The sequence below is a fragment of the Arthrobacter sp. R3-55 genome, assembly GCF_054161505.1.
Map to the genome: position 1 here is coordinate 3815936 of NZ_CP096423.1, position 17705 is coordinate 3833640.

Consider the following 17705-nt stretch of genomic DNA (forward strand, 5'->3'; position numbering starts at 1 on the left):
CCCCCAAAGACAGCACCCTTAGGACTGGAAACGTTTACAATTTCCAGGAAACTCTCTTACGATGTGTTCATGTCCGTTGATTCAATGCTCTCGGTTGCGACCCATGAGCCCACTGCAGCCTTCACGCATCTGACCCCGGTCCACGACGCCTCCATGGCGCACGGATGGTGGCGTTCCGCTGTGATCTACCAGATCTACCCGCGCTCTTTCCGCGACCTCAACGGCGACGGCGTCGGTGACCTGGCCGGTATTACTGCCGAGCTTCCCCAGCTGGCCGGATTAGGCGTCGACGCTGTGTGGCTGTCGCCCTTCTACCGCTCGCCCCAACGGGACGCCGGGTATGACGTCAGCGACTACTGCGACGTCGATCCCTTGTTCGGCACCCTGGCCGACTTTGATGCCCTGATCTCCGAGGCCAACCGGCTCAACCTGCGCGTCATCGCAGACCTCGTTCCCAACCACTGCTCCGACCAGCACGTGGCCTTCCAAGCCGCACTCACCGCGGGCGCGAACAGCGCGGAGCGGGACATGTTCATCTTCCGGGACGGCCAGGGGCCAGACGGCAATGAACCGCCCAACAACTGGCAGTCCCATTTTGGCGGCCCGGCATGGACCCGCATTACCGAGCCGAACGGCCAACCGGGCCAGTGGTTCCTGCACCTTTTTGATTCCTCACAGCCTGACTTCAATTGGGATAACCCGGCGGTTCACGCCGAGTTCGAACGCGTTCTCCGCTTCTGGCTGGACCGCGGCATTTCGGGCTTCCGCGTTGATGTCGCCCACGCCCTGGTCAAGGCTGCCGGCCTTCCCAACTGGGGCGGCCGCGCCGACGGTAACAGCTCGGACGGCTTCCCCGGCCAAGACGCTCCAATGTTCGGCCAGCCTGCCCTTCATGACATCTACCGCCGCTGGCGTTCCATCCTGGAAGAGTACGGCCCGGACCGCATCCTCTGTGCCGAAGCCAACGTGGATCCGCTCCCCCGGCTGGCCCAGTGGGTCCGCCCCGACGAGATGCACCAGGCCTTCAACTTCCCCTACCTGCATGCCGGCCTGGACGTGAACCGCCTCCGCCACATCATCACCGACTCCCTGGTGTCCCTTGACGCCGTGGGAGCCCCCAGCACCTGGGTTCTGTCCAACCACGACGTTGTCCGCCATGTCTCGCGCTTCGGCTACGACGGACCAGGACCCCGCGACGGCGACGGCATCGGCCCCGACGACGCCCAACCCAATGAAGAACTCGGACGACGCCGGGCTGCAGCGGCCACCATGTTCATGCTGGGACTCCCGGGCGGCGCTTATCTTTACCAAGGCGAAGAGCTGGGCCTGCCGGATTCCTCCACCATTCCCGGCAACATGCGCCAGGATCCCACCTTTGCCCGCACCGGCGGAGCCCGCATCGGCCGCGACGGTTGCCGTGTGCCGCTCCCGTGGCGTTCATCAGAACCCCACTCCGGGTTCGGTAGCGGCATGGACCCCTGGCTGCCACAGCCCGAGTCCTGGCCCGCACTGGCGAGGGACCAGCAGGAGTCCGATCCGGCGTCGCACCTTAATCTGTACCGTGCCATGCTCGCTGAACGCGCCGCGCTCCGGCTCGGTGAAGGCTCCTTGGCCTGGGTGGAGGACTACTGCACCGGATCCTCATTGGCGTACCTCAACGGAAACACGCTGGTGATCATGAACGTCGGCTCCGAGTCCCTGCCCATCCCGGTCGGCACAACCATCCTCCGAAGTGCCTCGGGATCGGGGTCGGATCAAGCGGATTCAGATCAACAAGCCTCGGATCAACTAGGCTCAGGAGAGACAATCTGGCTGACAGTCAGCTGATTTTTTCACCAAGGAGCGGCATGACGGGCATCAAGGACGTAGCCGAGCGCGCAGGGCTGTCCGTTGCCACCGTCTCAAGGGCGCTTAGCGGCAAGGGAAATGTATCTCCCACCAGCCGCGAGCGTGCCCGCTCCGCTGCTGCCGAACTGGGCTTCGTGCTTTCCTATCACGCTTCAAGCCTGGCCTCGGGGCGCACGCACAACGTCGGCCTGGTGGTGCCCTCGGTCCACCGCTGGTTCTTCTCAGCGGTGATCGAGGGCGCCTCGGCCGCGCTGCTCGAGGCCGGCTATGACCTCACCCTCTATAACATCGGCGAAAACACCGAGCACCGGCACAGCGTCTTCAATGACTTCCTGCTGCGCAAACGGGTGGATGCGGTGATTGCGGTGTCCCTGGAACTGAGCGAAGCCGAAATCCAACAGCTGCACGCCATGCACCGCCCAATTGTGGGCATCGGCGGTCCACTGCCGGGAGCATCAACCATCAGGATCGATGACTCCTCGATCGCCCGGAAGGCCACCAATCATCTGCTGGGCCTGGGGCACAGCAAAATCGCGCACATGACCGGCAACGAGGCGTACGACCAAGACTTCCATCTTCCCGGAACCCGTCGGAGCGGATTCGAAGAAGCAATGAACGACGCCGGTTGTCCCGTCAGGCCCGAATGGATCGTTTCCGCGGACTTCACCATTGAAGGCGCCTACGCTGCTGCCAGACAGTTGCTCGCCAGCGCCCCTGACAGGCCCACTGCCGTCTTCGCCGCTTCGGACGAAATGGCCATCGGCACCATCCTCGCTGCCCGGGACTTTGGGCTCCGCATCCCTGATGACCTTTCAGTCATGGGGATCGACGGCCATGACCTGGGCAACGTCCTAGGCCTGACCACCATTGACCAGGACGCGAAAGGCCAAGGCGCACTGGCCGTCCGCACACTGCTGGGTGCGATCACCAAAGGCATGGTCCTGGAACCGGCAGATACGGAACATCCCACCAAACTGGTGGTCCGCTCAAGCACCGCCGTACCCAGGGCAGTGACCCCCTAGGGGCGACCCCCTGTGCCCGGCACTGACGCGCTATGGCAGCCGGCGCTGCATGGTCAACTCGCGTTTGGTTGTGTCCTGGGGATAGGGCCTGCCGGCACCCGTCGTCTCGAAGCCGTGGCGACGGTAGAAGGCAAGCGCCCTTGAGTTCTCTTCATGGACTCCGAGCTCCATGCTCCCGGCCGAGAGCTCTTCGGCTGCGGCTTCGCAGGCCTCTTTGAGGAGTTCGTCAGCCAAGCCCAAGCCCCGATGCCCAGGAGCGACGTAAACGCTGATCAGCATGGCCTGCAGCGGCTTCTCCGGGTCCTGTGGATGCTTGAGCACTACACGCATCAACGCGCAAAGTTTGCTGCCGTCCTGGCCTGAATCGGCTACCAAGGTAAAGCTGCTGTCTCCGGACATGGCAGCTGCGCGCTCCTGCCACTGGGTATCGGTCTGCCGGCGGGCTGCCTCGAGGCTCTCAACATAAGCCATGGGCGTGTCCTTGAGCATCTCCAATCGGACCTCCCGCAACAAACGCCAGTCACTAGCCTGGAGCCTGCGGATCCTAGGCAACGGCTCCGCCCATGAACCTCACATAGCAGTCCAACACCTTGGGCCAGCCCTCGGCATAAGAAGCCCTGGACGCCGCAGGATCCTCGGCACCCTCCCAACCATCGTGGATCAGGCGAACTTCAGTACCCTCACCCACTGCGCCGAAAACCACCCTGATCTCGGTGGACCACAGCGGCGTTCCGGCCGGGTACCAGCTGGCATGGAAGGACAGCGGGGGCTGCCAATCGTCGATAGTCCCCCACACCGCTGTGCGGCCATCCTCGGCCGTCTCAAGTATGAGGTTCTCCTCGAACTCAACATGGGAACCGGCACCGAAGACGCTCTCCCGTTCCAGCGGCCACCACAGGTGCGGGTGATCAGTGAAGCCTTGGAAAGCATGCGAAACGGTGGTCGGCACCACAACGGTGACGATGAGGGGCTCCAGGGCATCGCCATCCTGCCGGGACGATTCGGGTTCAGAGGCCGGGTGGCTGAAGAGGTTTTCCATGACCACCAACTCTACCGGCGGATGAAGCGCAGCTTGGATCAAGAGGCAGCTTAAATGCGAGAAGCCCCGACCTGTGGTCGGGGCTCCTCGTCTAATTTATGTCCGGCGGTGTCCTACTCTCCCACACCCTCCCGGGTGCAGTACCATCGGCGCTGTGGGTCTTAGCTTCCGGGTTCGGAATGGGACCGGGCGTTTCCCCCACGCTATGACCGCCGTAACTCTGTTACCCGTCCCGGTCCATCAAACCCTGTTGGGGGTGTGGTTTTCCTGGGTGGGAAGACTGTGGTTACAACTGTGGTGCTTGGTTGTTATGTAGTTGTTTGGTTCCGGCAACCCGTGGCGGGTTGTTGTTCGGGAACCACATAGTGGACGCGTGCAGTGTGTTGTGTGGTGTAAGTTGTTGGCCTATTAGTACCGGTCAGCTTCACGAGTCTTTAGTCCTCGCTTCCACATCCGGCCTATCAACCCAGTGGTCTGGCTGGGGGCCTCTCACACATAATGTGTATGGAAATCTCATCTTGAAGCGAGCTTCCCGCTTAGATGCTTTCAGCGGTTATCCCATCCGAACGTAGCTAATCAGCGATGCACTTGGCAGTACAACTGACACACCAGAGGTTCGTCCGTCCCGGTCCTCTCGTACTAAGGACAGCCCTTCTCAAATTTCCTGCGCGCGCAGCGGATAGGGACCGAACTGTCTCACGACGTTCTAAACCCAGCTCGCGTACCGCTTTAATGGGCGAACAGCCCAACCCTTGGGACCTACTCCAGCCCCAGGATGCGACGAGCCGACATCGAGGTGCCAAACCATGCCGTCGATATGGACTCTTGGGCAAGATCAGCCTGTTATCCCCGAGGTACCTTTTATCCGTTGAGCGACGGCCATTCCACAATGTACCGCCGGATCACTAGTCCCGACTTTCGTCCCTGCTTGAGATGTCTCTCTCACAGTCAAGCTCCCTTGTGCACTTACACTCGACACCTGATTGCCAACCAGGCTGAGGGAACCTTTGGGCGCCTCCGTTACTTTTTAGGAGGCAACCGCCCCAGTTAAACTACCCATCAGGCACTGTCCCTGACCCGGATCACGGGCCGAAGTTAGATGTCCAAAGTGACCAGAGTGGTATTTCAACGATGACTCCACCCGAACTGGCGTCCGGGTTTCAACGTCTCCCACCTATCCTACACAAGCCACTCCGAACACCAATACCAAACTATAGTAAAGGTCTCGGGGTCTTTCCGTCCTGCTGCGCGTAACGAGCATCTTTACTCGTACTGCAATTTCGCCGAGTTTATGGTTGAGACAGCGGGGAAGTCGTTACTCCATTCGTGCAGGTCGGAACTTACCCGACAAGGAATTTCGCTACCTTAGGATGGTTATAGTTACCACCGCCGTTTACTGGGGCTTAAATTCTCAGCTTCGCCCGCAAGGGGCTAACCGGTCCTCTTAACCTTCCAGCACCGGGCAGGAGTCAGTCCGTATACATCGTCTTGCGACTTCGCACGGACCTGTGTTTTTAGTAAACAGTCGCTTCCCCCTGGTCTCTGCGGCCCACACCCGCTCACGGAGAGCAAGTCTCCATCACGGGGCAGGCCCCCCTTCTCCCGAAGTTACGGGGGCATTTTGCCGAGTTCCTTAACCATAATTCTCTCGATCGCCTTGGTATTCTCTACCTGATCACCTGTGTCGGTTTGGGGTACGGGCGGCTAAAACCTCGCGTCGATGCTTTTCTAGGCAGCATAGGATCACCGGATCCCCCCAAACGGGAGTCCCATCAGATCTCAGGCACGTGCTCGAAGCACACAGGAACGGATTTGCCTATCCCTGACCCTACATCCTTAGACCGGGGCAACCATCGCCCGGCCCGGCTACCTTCCTGCGTCACACCTGTTAATACGCTTACCTCCCGGGATCAGGTCCCGCGCTCGGCCAAAACCCACAACACCACAAGGGTGAGCGGGCAGGCTCCGGGCGGTTAGTATCCCCCGCTTGGCATGGGCGGTTTTTCGCCGGTACGGGAATATCAACCCGTTGTCCATCGACTACGCCTGTCGGCCTCGCCTTAGGTCCCGACTTACCCAGGGCAGATTAGCTTGACCCTGGAACCCTTGATCATTCGGCGGACGGGTTTCTCACCCGTCTTTCGCTACTCATGCCTGCATTCTCACTCGTGTAGGCTCCACCGCTGGTTTACACCGCGACTTCACTGCCCACACGACGCTCCCCTACCACTCCACACCCCTGAACCACGAAGGCTAGGGCAATGTGTGAAATCCACAACTTCGGCGGTGTACTTGAGCCCCGCTACATTGTCGGCGCGGAATCACTTGACCAGTGAGCTATTACGCACTCTTTCAAGGATGGCTGCTTCTAAGCCAACCTCCTGGTTGTCTTCGCAACTCCACATCCTTTCCCACTTAGCACACGCTTAGGGGCCTTAGTTGGTGGTCTGGGCTGTTTCCCTCTCGACTATGAAGCTTATCCCCCACAGTCTCACTGCTGCGCTCTCACTTACCGGCATTCGGAGTTTGGCTGACGTCAGTAACCTTGTAGGGCCCATCGGCCATCCAGTAGCTCTACCTCCGGCAAGAAACACGCAACGCTGCACCTAAATGCATTTCGGGGAGAACCAGCTATCACGGAGTTTGATTGGCCTTTCACCCCTACCCACAGCTCATCCCCTCCATTTTCAACTGAAGTGGGTTCGGTCCTCCACGACGTCTTACCGTCGCTTCAACCTGGCCATGGGTAGATCACTCCGCTTCGGGTCTAGATCACGCCACTACACTCGCCCTATTCAGACTCGCTTTCGCTACGGCTACCCCACACGGGTTAACCTCGCGACGTAACACTAACTCGCAGGCTCATTCTTCAAAAGGCACGCCGTCACCAGAATCAGACTGGCTCCGACGGATTGTAAGCACACGGTTTCAGGTACTGTTTCACTCCCCTCCCGGGGTACTTTTCACCTTTCCCTCACGGTACTGGTCCGCTATCGGTCATTAGGAAGTATTTAGGCTTATCAGGTGGTCCTGACAGATTCGCACGGGATTTCTCGGGCCCCGTGCTACTTGGGATACTCTCCAGGCTGCACACAACATTACGGTTACGGGGCTCACACCCTCTCTGGCCGGCCTTTCAAGACCGTTCACCTATGCACGCACATCACCTCACTGGTCCGGCAGAACCAGAACGGAAAGTCCCACAACCCCGCCCATGCAACGCCCGCCGGCTATCACACATGGAAACGGTTTAGCCTGATCCGCGTTCGCTCGCCACTACTAACGGAATCACTATTGTTTTCTCTTCCTGCGGGTACTGAGATGTTTCACTTCCCCGCGTTCCCCCCACGCACCCTATGTGTTCAGATGCGGGTCACACAATCACCTTGCAGCGTTGTGCGGGGTTTCCCCATTCGGACATCCTGGGATCAACGCTCGGTTATCAACTCCCCCAGGCTTATCGCAGATTCCTACGTCCTTCTTCGGCTCCTAATGCCAAGGCATCCACCGTGTGCCCTTAAAAACTTGACCACACAAGATCAAAAACTTACTCGAGAGAACCATGACCACAAGGGCCAGGTTCATTCATAAGAAATTGCTGTAAGAACACACCCACACCAAAGCGTGTGTGTGTTCTAGATGCTCGCGTCCACTATGTAGTTCTCAAACAACAACCCCGTCAACCAGACCACACCCACCACAACCCACACCCCACAAAGGGAAGCGCAAGCCATCAACAGCGGACGAAGTACCGGAAGCAGGAACAAAAGAAACACCAGAAGTGCCCCCCTGCATTGCTGCAAAAAGGTCCTGTTGCCTCAGGACCCAACAGTGCGCCAAACACAACCCCCACCAGCCACGCCCCGGACACGTTCCCAACAACACCACACCCCCCAAAAAAGGAGAGCACAGGCCGCCGTACTAGCACCAGGACACAACCACAAAGGCCATGCCAAAAAACTTTGATTCGTTGATATTCCACCCATGAGCACCCACCGCAGAACAGACGCCTGCGCAATGGGCAACACTGACAACCACCAACCATCCGCATGCACGGACACCGGCAATTATTAGCAGCTCCTTAGAAAGGAGGTGATCCAGCCGCACCTTCCGGTACGGCTACCTTGTTACGACTTAGTCCCAATCGCCGGTCCCACCTTCGACGGCTCCCCCCACAAGGGTTAGGCCACCGGCTTCGGGTGTTACCAACTTTCGTGACTTGACGGGCGGTGTGTACAAGGCCCGGGAACGTATTCACCGCAGCGTTGCTGATCTGCGATTACTAGCGACTCCGACTTCATGGGGTCGAGTTGCAGACCCCAATCCGAACTGAGACCGGCTTTTTGGGATTAGCTCCACCTCACAGTATCGCAACCCTTTGTACCGGCCATTGTAGCATGCGTGAAGCCCAAGACATAAGGGGCATGATGATTTGACGTCGTCCCCACCTTCCTCCGAGTTGACCCCGGCAGTCTCCTATGAGTCCCCGCCATAACGCGCTGGCAACATAGAACGAGGGTTGCGCTCGTTGCGGGACTTAACCCAACATCTCACGACACGAGCTGACGACAACCATGCACCACCTGTAAACCGACCGCAAGCGGGGCACCTGTTTCCAGGTATTACCGGTTCATGTCAAGCCTTGGTAAGGTTCTTCGCGTTGCATCGAATTAATCCGCATGCTCCGCCGCTTGTGCGGGCCCCCGTCAATTCCTTTGAGTTTTAGCCTTGCGGCCGTACTCCCCAGGCGGGGCACTTAATGCGTTAGCTACGGCGCGGAAAACGTGGAATGTCCCCCACACCTAGTGCCCAACGTTTACGGCATGGACTACCAGGGTATCTAATCCTGTTCGCTCCCCATGCTTTCGCTCCTCAGCGTCAGTTACAGCCCAGAGACCTGCCTTCGCCATCGGTGTTCCTCCTGATATCTGCGCATTTCACCGCTACACCAGGAATTCCAGTCTCCCCTACTGCACTCTAGTCTGCCCGTACCCACTGCAGAACCGGAGTTGAGCCCCGGTCTTTCACAGCAGACGCGACAAACCGCCTACGAGCTCTTTACGCCCAATAATTCCGGATAACGCTTGCGCCCTACGTATTACCGCGGCTGCTGGCACGTAGTTAGCCGGCGCTTCTTCTGCAGGTACCGTCACTTTCGCTTCTTCCCTACTGAAAGAGGTTTACAACCCGAAGGCCGTCATCCCTCACGCGGCGTCGCTGCATCAGGCTTGCGCCCATTGTGCAATATTCCCCACTGCTGCCTCCCGTAGGAGTCTGGGCCGTGTCTCAGTCCCAGTGTGGCCGGTCACCCTCTCAGGCCGGCTACCCGTCGTCGCCTTGGTAGGCCATTACCCCACCAACAAGCTGATAGGCCGCGAGTCCATCCAAAACCACAAAAGCTTTCCACCACCTGACATGCGTCAGACAGTCATATCCGGTATTAGACCCAGTTTCCCAGGCTTATCCCAGAGTCAAGGGCAGGTTACTCACGTGTTACTCACCCGTTCGCCACTAATCCCCCAGCAAGCTGGGATCATCGTTCGACTTGCATGTGTTAAGCACGCCGCCAGCGTTCATCCTGAGCCAGGATCAAACTCTCCGTTGAAGTAAAACAAATCAAACAGACACAACCACACCCACCGGAAATAACGGCGAACACGGCTGCACAAAATTCGAAACCAGCTGAAAACCAGACCACCACACACGGGGGTGCGCAACGATCCAGCCATAATTTCAACCAATCAATAAAACAATCGGTATCAACAAACTTGGCACACTATTGAGTTCTCAAACAACAGGTCACTATTCCGGAGCAGTACCACCAGCCTTCGCTGGATCGCTCCGGAGCAACTTTTCAAACTTACACGCTGCCTGCCTCCGGGTCAAATCGGCGATCTTGACTTGATTTTCCTTGCGGTTTTTTGTCAGTTTCACCGTCCTCCACTGGGGAGCAGCGCGGGTACTAACTATACCCCTACTTCCCCGGGATGGCAAAACCCCTCAACGACACGCTGCCTCTACCGGGAAAAATCGCCGGAAACACGGGGAAGAACGGCCAAGAGGGCCCGGAAGCCGAAGCTCCGGACCCTCTGAGACCCACCTGGTATCCAAGCGGATCGGATTTAGCGCACTAGCCTGCCGGCGTGAACCAGGAAGCCCCCAGTGGGGGAAGAGTCACCGTCAACGCTGCGGGCTGTCCATCCGTCCCGGGCGTCGAGGCCTTCAGCGCTCCGGCGTTGACCACTCCCGAACCGCCATACGTTTCAGAGTCGGTGTTCAGGACTTCTGTCCACTCCCCCGCGGAGGGAACTCCCAGGATGTAGTCCTTGTGCGGACCGCCCGAGAAGTTCACTGCACAAACCAGCGGCTTGCCGTCGTGACCCCATCGGATGAAAGTCAGGACGTTGTGATCGGCGTCAGCACCGTTGATCCACTGGAAGCCACCGGCTTCGTTGTCCCGCTGGTACAGGGCCGGCGTGGACGTGTAGAGCTCGTTGAGGTCCTTGACCAGAAGCTGCAGGCCGCGGTGCGCAGGAATGTCCGCGAGGAACCAATCCAGTCCATACTGCTCGGACCATTCTGCTTCCTGTCCGAACTCGGTGCCCATGAAGATGAGCTGCTTGCCGGGGTGGGCCCACTGGTATGCGAAAAAGGCGCGGAGGTTGGCCAATTGCTGCCACCGGTCTCCGGGCATCTTCCGGAGCATGGAGCCCTTGCCGTGAACTACTTCATCATGGCTGATGGGCAGCAGGAAGTTCTCCGTGAAGGCGTAGACCATGGAGAACGTGATGGTCCCGTGGTGCCACTTCCGGTTGATGGGGTCTTCGGAAATGTACTTCAGGGAGTCGTGCATCCACCCCATGTTCCATTTCAGTCCGAAGCCGAGGCCACCGTGGTTGGTGGGAGCGGTAACGCCGGGGAATGCCGTTGATTCCTCGGCAATAATGATGGCTCCAGGGTGGGACTTGTAGACCGTGGCGTTGACTTCCTGCATGAAGGAGATCGCCTCGAGGTTTTCGCGGCCGCCAAACTTGTTGGGCCTCCACTGTCCTTCTTCGCGGGAGTAGTCCAGGTAAATCATGGAAGCCACTGCGTCCACCCGCAGGCCATCAATGTGGAATTCTTCCAGCCAATACAGCGCGTTGGCCACCAGGAAGTTGCGGACCTCGCTGCGCCCGAAGTCGAAGATCAGGGTTCCCCAGTCCGGGTGTTCACCCAAAGCCGGGTCCGAGTGCTCGTACAACGGCTGGCCGTCGAACTGCGCCAGGGCCCAGGCGTCCTTGGGGAAGTGTGCAGGGACCCAGTCCAGGAGGACGCCGATTCCGGCCTGGTGAAGTGAATCCACCAAGTACCGGAATTCGTCCGGGTGACCGAACCGCGAGGTGGGTGCAAAGTAGGACGTTACTTGGTAGCCCCACGACCCACCGAAGGGGTGCTCTGCCACCGGCATGAACTCAACGTGGGAGAACCCAAGCCACTTCACATAGTCCACGAGCTCCTTGGCCAGTTCCTTGTAGCCAAGTCCCAGCCGCCAGGAGCCCAGGTGGACTTCGTAGACGCTCATGGGCGAGTTGTGAGGGTCCTTAGCGGCGCGTGCATTCATCCAGTCCGCGTCCTTGAACCGGTAACTGGCGTCCACAACACGCGAGGCAGTCAGTGGCGGAACCTCCGTGCCAAAGGCCAACGGGTCAGCCTTTTCAATCCACTGCCCGGATTTTGTGAGAATCTCGTATTTGTAGCACGCCCCTGCTACAACCCCGGGGATGAACAGTTCCCAGACGCCGGAAGAACCCAAGGAACGCATACCGTGCGAACGGCCATCCCAGCCATTGAAGTCGCCCTTCACGCGGACGGCCTGGGCGTTGGGAGCCCACACGGCAAAGGAAACTCCATCCACTTCGCTCAGTGCAGAGCGGTAATGCTGGACGTGCGCCCCGAGGACATCCCAAAGCCGCTCGTGCCGGCCTTCACCGATCAGGTGCAGGTCCACCTCACCTACGGTAGGCAGGTAGTGGTAGGGGTCATCGATGGTGACGGGTTCGACGTCGTACACCACTTCCAAACGGTAGTCCGGCACGTGGCCGGCCTGCACCGGTTCCAGGACTGCGGTCCAAACGCCATGGGCCTCATGGGCCATTTCCGTGCGGCCGGCTTCGGTCACCACCGCGACGGATTTGGCGAGGTGTTTCACCGTGCGGATGGTGACGTGGCCATGATCGTCCAAGTGCGCGCCGAGCACCGAATGCGGCGCGTGGTAGGCGCCGGCGGCCACGCGTTCCAAGGTCTCGGAGTCCACGTGCAGGGGAACTCGGGGCCGTTCGGTGCGTGCTGAGCCAGTCATGTCAATACCTTCCGCTATAGCTGCCGCATGCTTGCCGCGGCTTGTGTTGTCGAGGATTCGTCGCGATGCATTCACCGGAATCGACAGCCAGTCGGGCCGGTTCCGTAACTCGTAAACAACCTCGTATAAGGCCTTGTCCAGCCACAATGCCACAAAGAGCGGCGAGCGGCGGTCAATGGTTCCGGGGGTGACGTCGCTGTACCCCTCAAGGAACGCGGCAGCGCAGTCATCCACCCAGGTTTCGGGAACTTCGGCGTGGACATTCTCGCGCGTGGCGGCACCGGCGGCGTAGTCGAACGAACGCAGCATGCCAGTGACGTCACGGAGGGGAAGGTCCGGATTGTTGCGCTCGTCAATGGTGCGCAGCGGCTCGCCTTCGAAGTCCAGAATGGCCCACCGCCCCGCCTGCCTGCCGTCGCCGTGTCCGGATCCACTAGCGGGAACCAACAGGATCTGCCCCAGGTGGAGGTCGCCGTGGACACGCTGCAACTGCCCCACATCTGCGGGATCCAGCGCCGCCAGCAGTGCGCCAAGGTTCTCGTCATAGGGCCCGACGGCGGATGCGGCCTCTGCCCACGACTGACGGACACGCCGGGCTACAGTGGCGATGATGTCCGGTCCCTGCTCCTGCCCGTCATGGGTACCGAACGTTTCAGCCAGCCTGGCGTGAACAGTCGCAGTAGCGGCCCCGAGCCCCCGTGCCTCGGCGGTGAAATCCTTACCGGCCGCGGCTGCTTCCACCGCCAAGCGCCAAGCGTCCAATCCACCGAGCAGGAATTCATGGGCCACCGTGAGTTCGCCCGTGGCAGGCACGGATCCTTGCCCCTTCCATGAACCGGTGATCCAGCCGAGCGTGGCCGGAACCTCGCTGGTCCCCGCGGCGGTCAGAGCTGCGCCAAGTTCAACTTCGGGGTTCTTCCCGGCCGCCAGCACCCGGAAGATCTTCAGGATGGCGGCAGAGTGGCCGTCGTCGATAATGACCGAAGTGTTGGACTGCTCCCCGGACAGGACTTTTACGGAAGTGGGAGTCTTCGGAAGTGCCACGCGGCCACGGGTGAGGTGCCCCTGGGCTCCGCCCGCCGCTTCCTGGGCAGGAACAGTTCCTTCGCTCCGCATAAGCTCCAGCCAGGCAGTGACGAAGTCTGAATCGTAGGCGGCGTCGTACACCAGGCGGAGCCCGGAGTGGTCCGTGAACTCGCCCAGCAACGCCGTGGGAGCGTCCACCAACGGCTGGCTCCGGTAGCTCAACGGAACCTGCACCACATCAGTCCGGGGACCGCCGTCGGCCGTCCGGTAGGTCACCGCCAGCAGCACCACCTCAAAGGCGGCCTCGCCAGTGGCACCGGGCAGGCTGAAGCCGCCCACCTGCTCCAGCGCAAAGTCGGGGCTCTTGACCGGGAACCAGCGCTTGCCTGGCAGCCAGGTCCGGAGAAGTCCTTCAATGGAGGGGTTCAAGTTGTCCTTGCTCATCTCATCCTTTGGAGGTCACCACGGGAATCGCCTGGGTAAAAGGCGACGAGGGATTGGAAAAAGCCGAGCGCACCCGCAGCCAGTAGAAGCTGTGGCTGCCCAGCATCACGGTCAGGTGACCGTTGTCGCCGACGGCCGGAAAGGGCTGGCCGCCGAAAATATCGCGCAGGCCACGGCCCGCGAATTCAGGGATGTCCAACGTTGCCGCCACAGGGTGCTGGGAGAGATTGAAGACGCACAGAATGGTTTCGGCGTCCTCGCCCTCGGGATTGCCCGCCGGCAATTCCCGCACATACGCCAGCACCACCTCGTGGTCGGCTTCGATGTGCCGGAAACCGCCCAGGCCAAACACCGGATGGTTCTTCCGGACACTGAGGATCTGGCGGGTCCAGCGCAGCAATGAACCGGAGTGCGCGGCCTCGGCCTCAACGTTGGCCATGCTGTAGTTGTAAACCAGCGACTGGATGACCGGCAGGTAGAGCTTGCCCGGGTCTGCCCCGGAGAAGCCTGCGTTACGGTCCGGGTTCCACTGCATCGGCGTGCGGACGGCATCGCGGTCGTCGAGCCAGATGTTGTCTCCCATGCCGATCTCGTCCCCGTAGTACAGGAAGGGGCTGCCAGGCAGGGAAAGAAGCAGGGCATTGATGAGCTCGATCTCGGAACGGGAGTTATCCAGCAGCGGTGCCAGCCTCCGCCGGATGCCGATGTTCGCCCTCATCCGGGGATCCGGGGCATACCAGCCCAGCATTGCGGCACGCTCCTCGGCCGGCACCATCTCCAGCGTGAGTTCGTCATGGTTGCGCAGGAAAGTTCCCCATTGGGCACCCTTGGGGATTTCCGGGGTCTCCCGCAGGGTCTCAATGATGGGAGCGGCCTTCTGGTCCCGCAAGGCATAGTAGAGCCGCGGCATGATGGGGAAATGGAACGCCATATGGCATTCGGGCGCTTCCTCCGTGCCGAAATACTCCACCACTTCATGCGGGGGCTGGTTGGCCTCGGCAATGATCACCCTGCCGGGATAGTTCGCATCCACCATCCGGCGAAGGTCCTGCAGGAACGTGTGGGTTGCCGGCAGATTCTCGCAGTTGGTGCCATCTTCCTCAAACAGGTAGGGAATGGCGTCCGCCCGGAAGCCATCGATTCCCTGATCCAGCCAGAACCGGATCACGTCATAGAGGGCTTCGATGACCTTGGGGTTCTCAAAGTTCAGGTCAGGCTGGTGGCTGAAAAAGCGGTGCCAGAAGAATTGGCGTCGGATGGGATCGAACGTCCAGTTGGATTCTTCCGTGTCAACGAAAATGATGCGGGCATCCTGGTATTTCTCGTCCGTATCGCTCCACACGTAGAAATCTCCGTAGGGACCAGTAGGGTCCTTGCGTGACTCCTGGAACCACGGGTGCTGGTCCGAGGTGTGGTTCAGCGGAAGGTCGATAATGACCCGCACGCCGCGGGCATGTGCCTCGGCTACCAAGCGCTTGAAGTCGCTGATGGTGCCAAACTCATCCAGCACGGACGTGTAGTCCGCGATGTCGTAACCGCCATCGCGCAACGGGGAATGGAAGAACGGGGGCAGCCAGAGGCAGTCAACGCCCAGCCACTGGAGGTAGTCCAGCTTCTCGATCAGTCCATGGAAATCGCCGGAACCATCCCCGTTGGCATCCGCAAAGGCCCGCACCAGTACCTCGTAGAAGACTGCCTTCCGGTACCAGTGTGGATCATGCTGGAGACCGGGAGCGTTCAGCTCGAAGGTGTTCTTCGGAGTGAAGTACTGGCTCGGGTTCTGCGGAGAAAAACTCACTAAGGCTGCCTCCGGATGCTCAGGATGTGCGCCGGTTCAACATGGGCATCCAAACGGACGTAGTTGTGCTCGCCCCACTCCCAGCTCTGGCCGCTGATCAGGTCATCCACCCGGAACCGGCCGTCCTCGTTGAGGTCACTTGGATCCAGTTGCAGGGCTGCGAGGTTCAGGGAGACCGTGCTTTCACGGGTGCTGTGCGGATCCACGTTGATCACCATGATCAAGGTGTCCTTGGTGCCATCCGGCAACGTTTTGTGCTTGGAGTACACGATCGTGGCGTCATCGGTGCTGCTGTGGAGCGTCAGGTTCTGCAGGTCGCCCAGCGCCACGTGCTTCTTGCGGATGGTGTTCAGCCTGGTGATGTAGGGCGCCAGGGTGCGTCCCGATTCGGCTGCACCTTCCCAGTCCCTGGCCTTGTACTCGTACTTTTCGTTGTCGATGTACTCCTCGGCGCCCGGACGGGCCACGTGCTCGTAGAGCTCGTACCCTGCATAGACACCCCAGAGAGGGCTGGCCGTTGCAGCCAGTGCGGCCCGGATGCGGAAGGCCGCAGGACCGCCATACTGCAGGTACTCGGTGAGGATATCCGGGGTGTTCACAAAGAAGTTCGGCCGGAAGAATGCTGCGATTTCGTGGCTGACCTCGTGGAAGTACTGCTCCAGCTCGGTCTTGGTGTTCCGCCACGTGAAGTAGGTGTAGGACTGCTGGAACCCTGCGCGGCCCAAGGCATGCATCATTGGCGGGCGTGTGAAGGCTTCCGCCAGGAAGACCACCTCGGGGTTCTTCTTGTTGATCTTGCCGATCAGCCATTCCCAGAACCACACGGGCTTGGTGTGTGGATTGTCCACGCGGAAAACCTTGACCCCGTGGCTGATCCACAGCTGGACGATCCGCAGGATCTCCTTGGACAAGCCTGCCGGGTCATTGTCGAAGTTCAGGGGATAAATATCCTGGTACTTCTTCGGCGGGTTCTCGGCATAGGCGATGGAACCGTCCACCCTCGTGGTGAACCATTCCGGGTTGGTCGTCACCCAAGGGTGGTCCGGAGCTGCCTGCAGGGCAAGGTCCAAGGCAACTTCGAGACCCAGCTCGTTGGCGCGTGCCACGAAGGCGTCGAAGTCCTCAAAAGTACCCAGCTCCGGGTGGATGGCGTCATGGCCGCCGTCCTTGGAACCAATGGCCCAGGGCGAACCCGGATCCTGCGGCCCCGGCGTCAGCGTGTTGTTGCGCCCCTTGCGGTGCTGGAAACCGATCGGGTGGATGGGTGGCAGGTAGATGATGTCGAAGCCCATCTCCGCCACGGCGTCGAGCCTTTTCGCCGCCGTGCGGAAATTGCCGGACGTCCACACTCCGGTGGAGTGATCCAGCACAGCACCCTCCGAGCGGGGGAAGAACTCATACCAAGAGCCACGGCCCGCGAGGTCGCGCTCAACCTGCAACGGGAAACGTTCGGATACGGTCACCAGTTCGCGGATCGGAACGCGTCCGACGGCGGCGAGGACCTCCGGGCTGAAACCGGCACCAAGGCGTTCCTCTGCAGTCTTGGAGGTATCGGCCAGCACCACTGAGGCGGCACGCAAAGTGCGCTTCTCCACAGCGCTGCGCCCGGCGTCGTCGGCGGCTTCTGCCAGGAGGGCCGCGCCCTCGGCGAGCATCAACTCGACGTCGATGCCGGCCCCTACCTTGACCTCCGCGTTGTGGTGCCAGGTGCCGTAGCGATCATGCCAGGCCTCGATGACGAAGGACCACGCGCCGGTGCCGGTAGGCGTGATCATGCCCTCCCAGCGGTCCAGGCCTTTCCACTGCTCCCCTTGGGCCGGGGCCAGGCGTACACGCTGACGCTCTTTGCCCCTGGGATCGAGCAGCACAGCGGACACGCCAAGCTGGTCATGGCCTTCCCGGAAGACCGTGGCGCCGACCGCCAGATCCTCCCCTGGCAAGGCCTTCGCCGGGAAACGGCCACCCTCAACCACCGGCTGCACGGCCGTGATGGGGAACCTGCCGAAGCGGAGTCCCTCGGTGATGTCCGTAGTCGTCTTGGATTTCAGGGCGGTGATGGTTCGCGCAGTTTTCGTCACAACCACGACGTTAGCGACAAAAATCACAGAATGCTAAGCAAACGACCTATCTCCTCGACGCAAGATGACTTTTACCTAAAAGAAACCCAATCCAGTTCCGGCTGCCATG

The 17705-nt window shown here is 60.3% G+C and carries 7 protein-coding genes and 3 rRNA genes; 2 read left to right on the forward strand and 8 right to left on the reverse strand.

Annotated features, from left to right (window positions below):
• Window positions 1-69: 69 nt before the first annotated feature.
• Together M1D51_RS17435 and M1D51_RS17440 are read left to right on the forward strand one after the other, a co-directional pair.
• Entirely contained in the window at window positions 70-1827 is a 1758-nt protein-coding gene (locus M1D51_RS17435) for a glycoside hydrolase family 13 protein (RefSeq protein WP_458107390.1), read from the forward strand.
• A gap of 20 nt (window positions 1828-1847) precedes the next feature.
• Window positions 1848-2870 carry a LacI family DNA-binding transcriptional regulator gene (locus M1D51_RS17440; protein ID WP_172322963.1) on the forward strand — a complete coding sequence of 341 codons (1023 nt, stop codon included), beginning with the start codon at window positions 1848-1850 and terminating at the stop codon, window positions 2868-2870.
• 30 nt (window positions 2871-2900) lie between these two features.
• On the opposite strand, the gene M1D51_RS17445 is transcribed toward M1D51_RS17440, so the two are convergent.
• The 8 genes from M1D51_RS17445 to M1D51_RS17480 form a co-directional block, all read right to left on the reverse strand.
• A complete protein-coding gene (locus tag M1D51_RS17445) occupies window positions 2901-3359 on the reverse strand; it encodes a GNAT family N-acetyltransferase (RefSeq protein WP_458109610.1) in 459 nt (152 codons plus the stop codon).
• Window positions 3360-3414: 55 nt separating this feature from the next.
• Window positions 3415-3909 carry an SRPBCC domain-containing protein gene (locus M1D51_RS17450; protein WP_458107391.1) on the reverse strand — a complete coding sequence of 165 codons (495 nt, stop codon included), beginning with the start codon at window positions 3907-3909 and terminating at the stop codon, window positions 3415-3417.
• A gap of 100 nt (window positions 3910-4009) precedes the next feature.
• Window positions 4010-4126 (reverse strand): 5S ribosomal RNA (gene rrf / locus M1D51_RS17455).
• A gap of 170 nt (window positions 4127-4296) precedes the next feature.
• Window positions 4297-7440: ribosomal RNA gene (locus M1D51_RS17460) — 23S ribosomal RNA — on the reverse strand.
• A gap of 554 nt (window positions 7441-7994) precedes the next feature.
• Window positions 7995-9514 (reverse strand): 16S ribosomal RNA (locus M1D51_RS17465).
• The 16S, 23S and 5S rRNA genes sit together here, the layout of an rRNA operon.
• A 525-nt stretch (window positions 9515-10039) precedes the next feature.
• On the reverse strand, window positions 10040-13720 hold the full coding sequence (locus tag M1D51_RS17470) for a 1,4-alpha-glucan branching enzyme (RefSeq protein ID WP_458107392.1): 3681 nt from the start codon (window positions 13718-13720) through the stop codon (window positions 10040-10042).
• Window position 13721: 1 nt separating this feature from the next.
• On the reverse strand, window positions 13722-15518 hold the full coding sequence (gene treS / locus M1D51_RS17475; protein ID WP_458107393.1) for a maltose alpha-D-glucosyltransferase: 1797 nt from the start codon (window positions 15516-15518) through the stop codon (window positions 13722-13724).
• A complete protein-coding gene (locus M1D51_RS17480) occupies window positions 15518-17602 on the reverse strand; it encodes an alpha-1,4-glucan--maltose-1-phosphate maltosyltransferase (RefSeq protein ID WP_458109611.1) in 2085 nt (694 codons plus the stop codon). The genes treS and M1D51_RS17480 overlap by 1 nt, the downstream gene beginning before the upstream one ends.
• Window positions 17603-17705 lie beyond the last annotated feature (103 nt).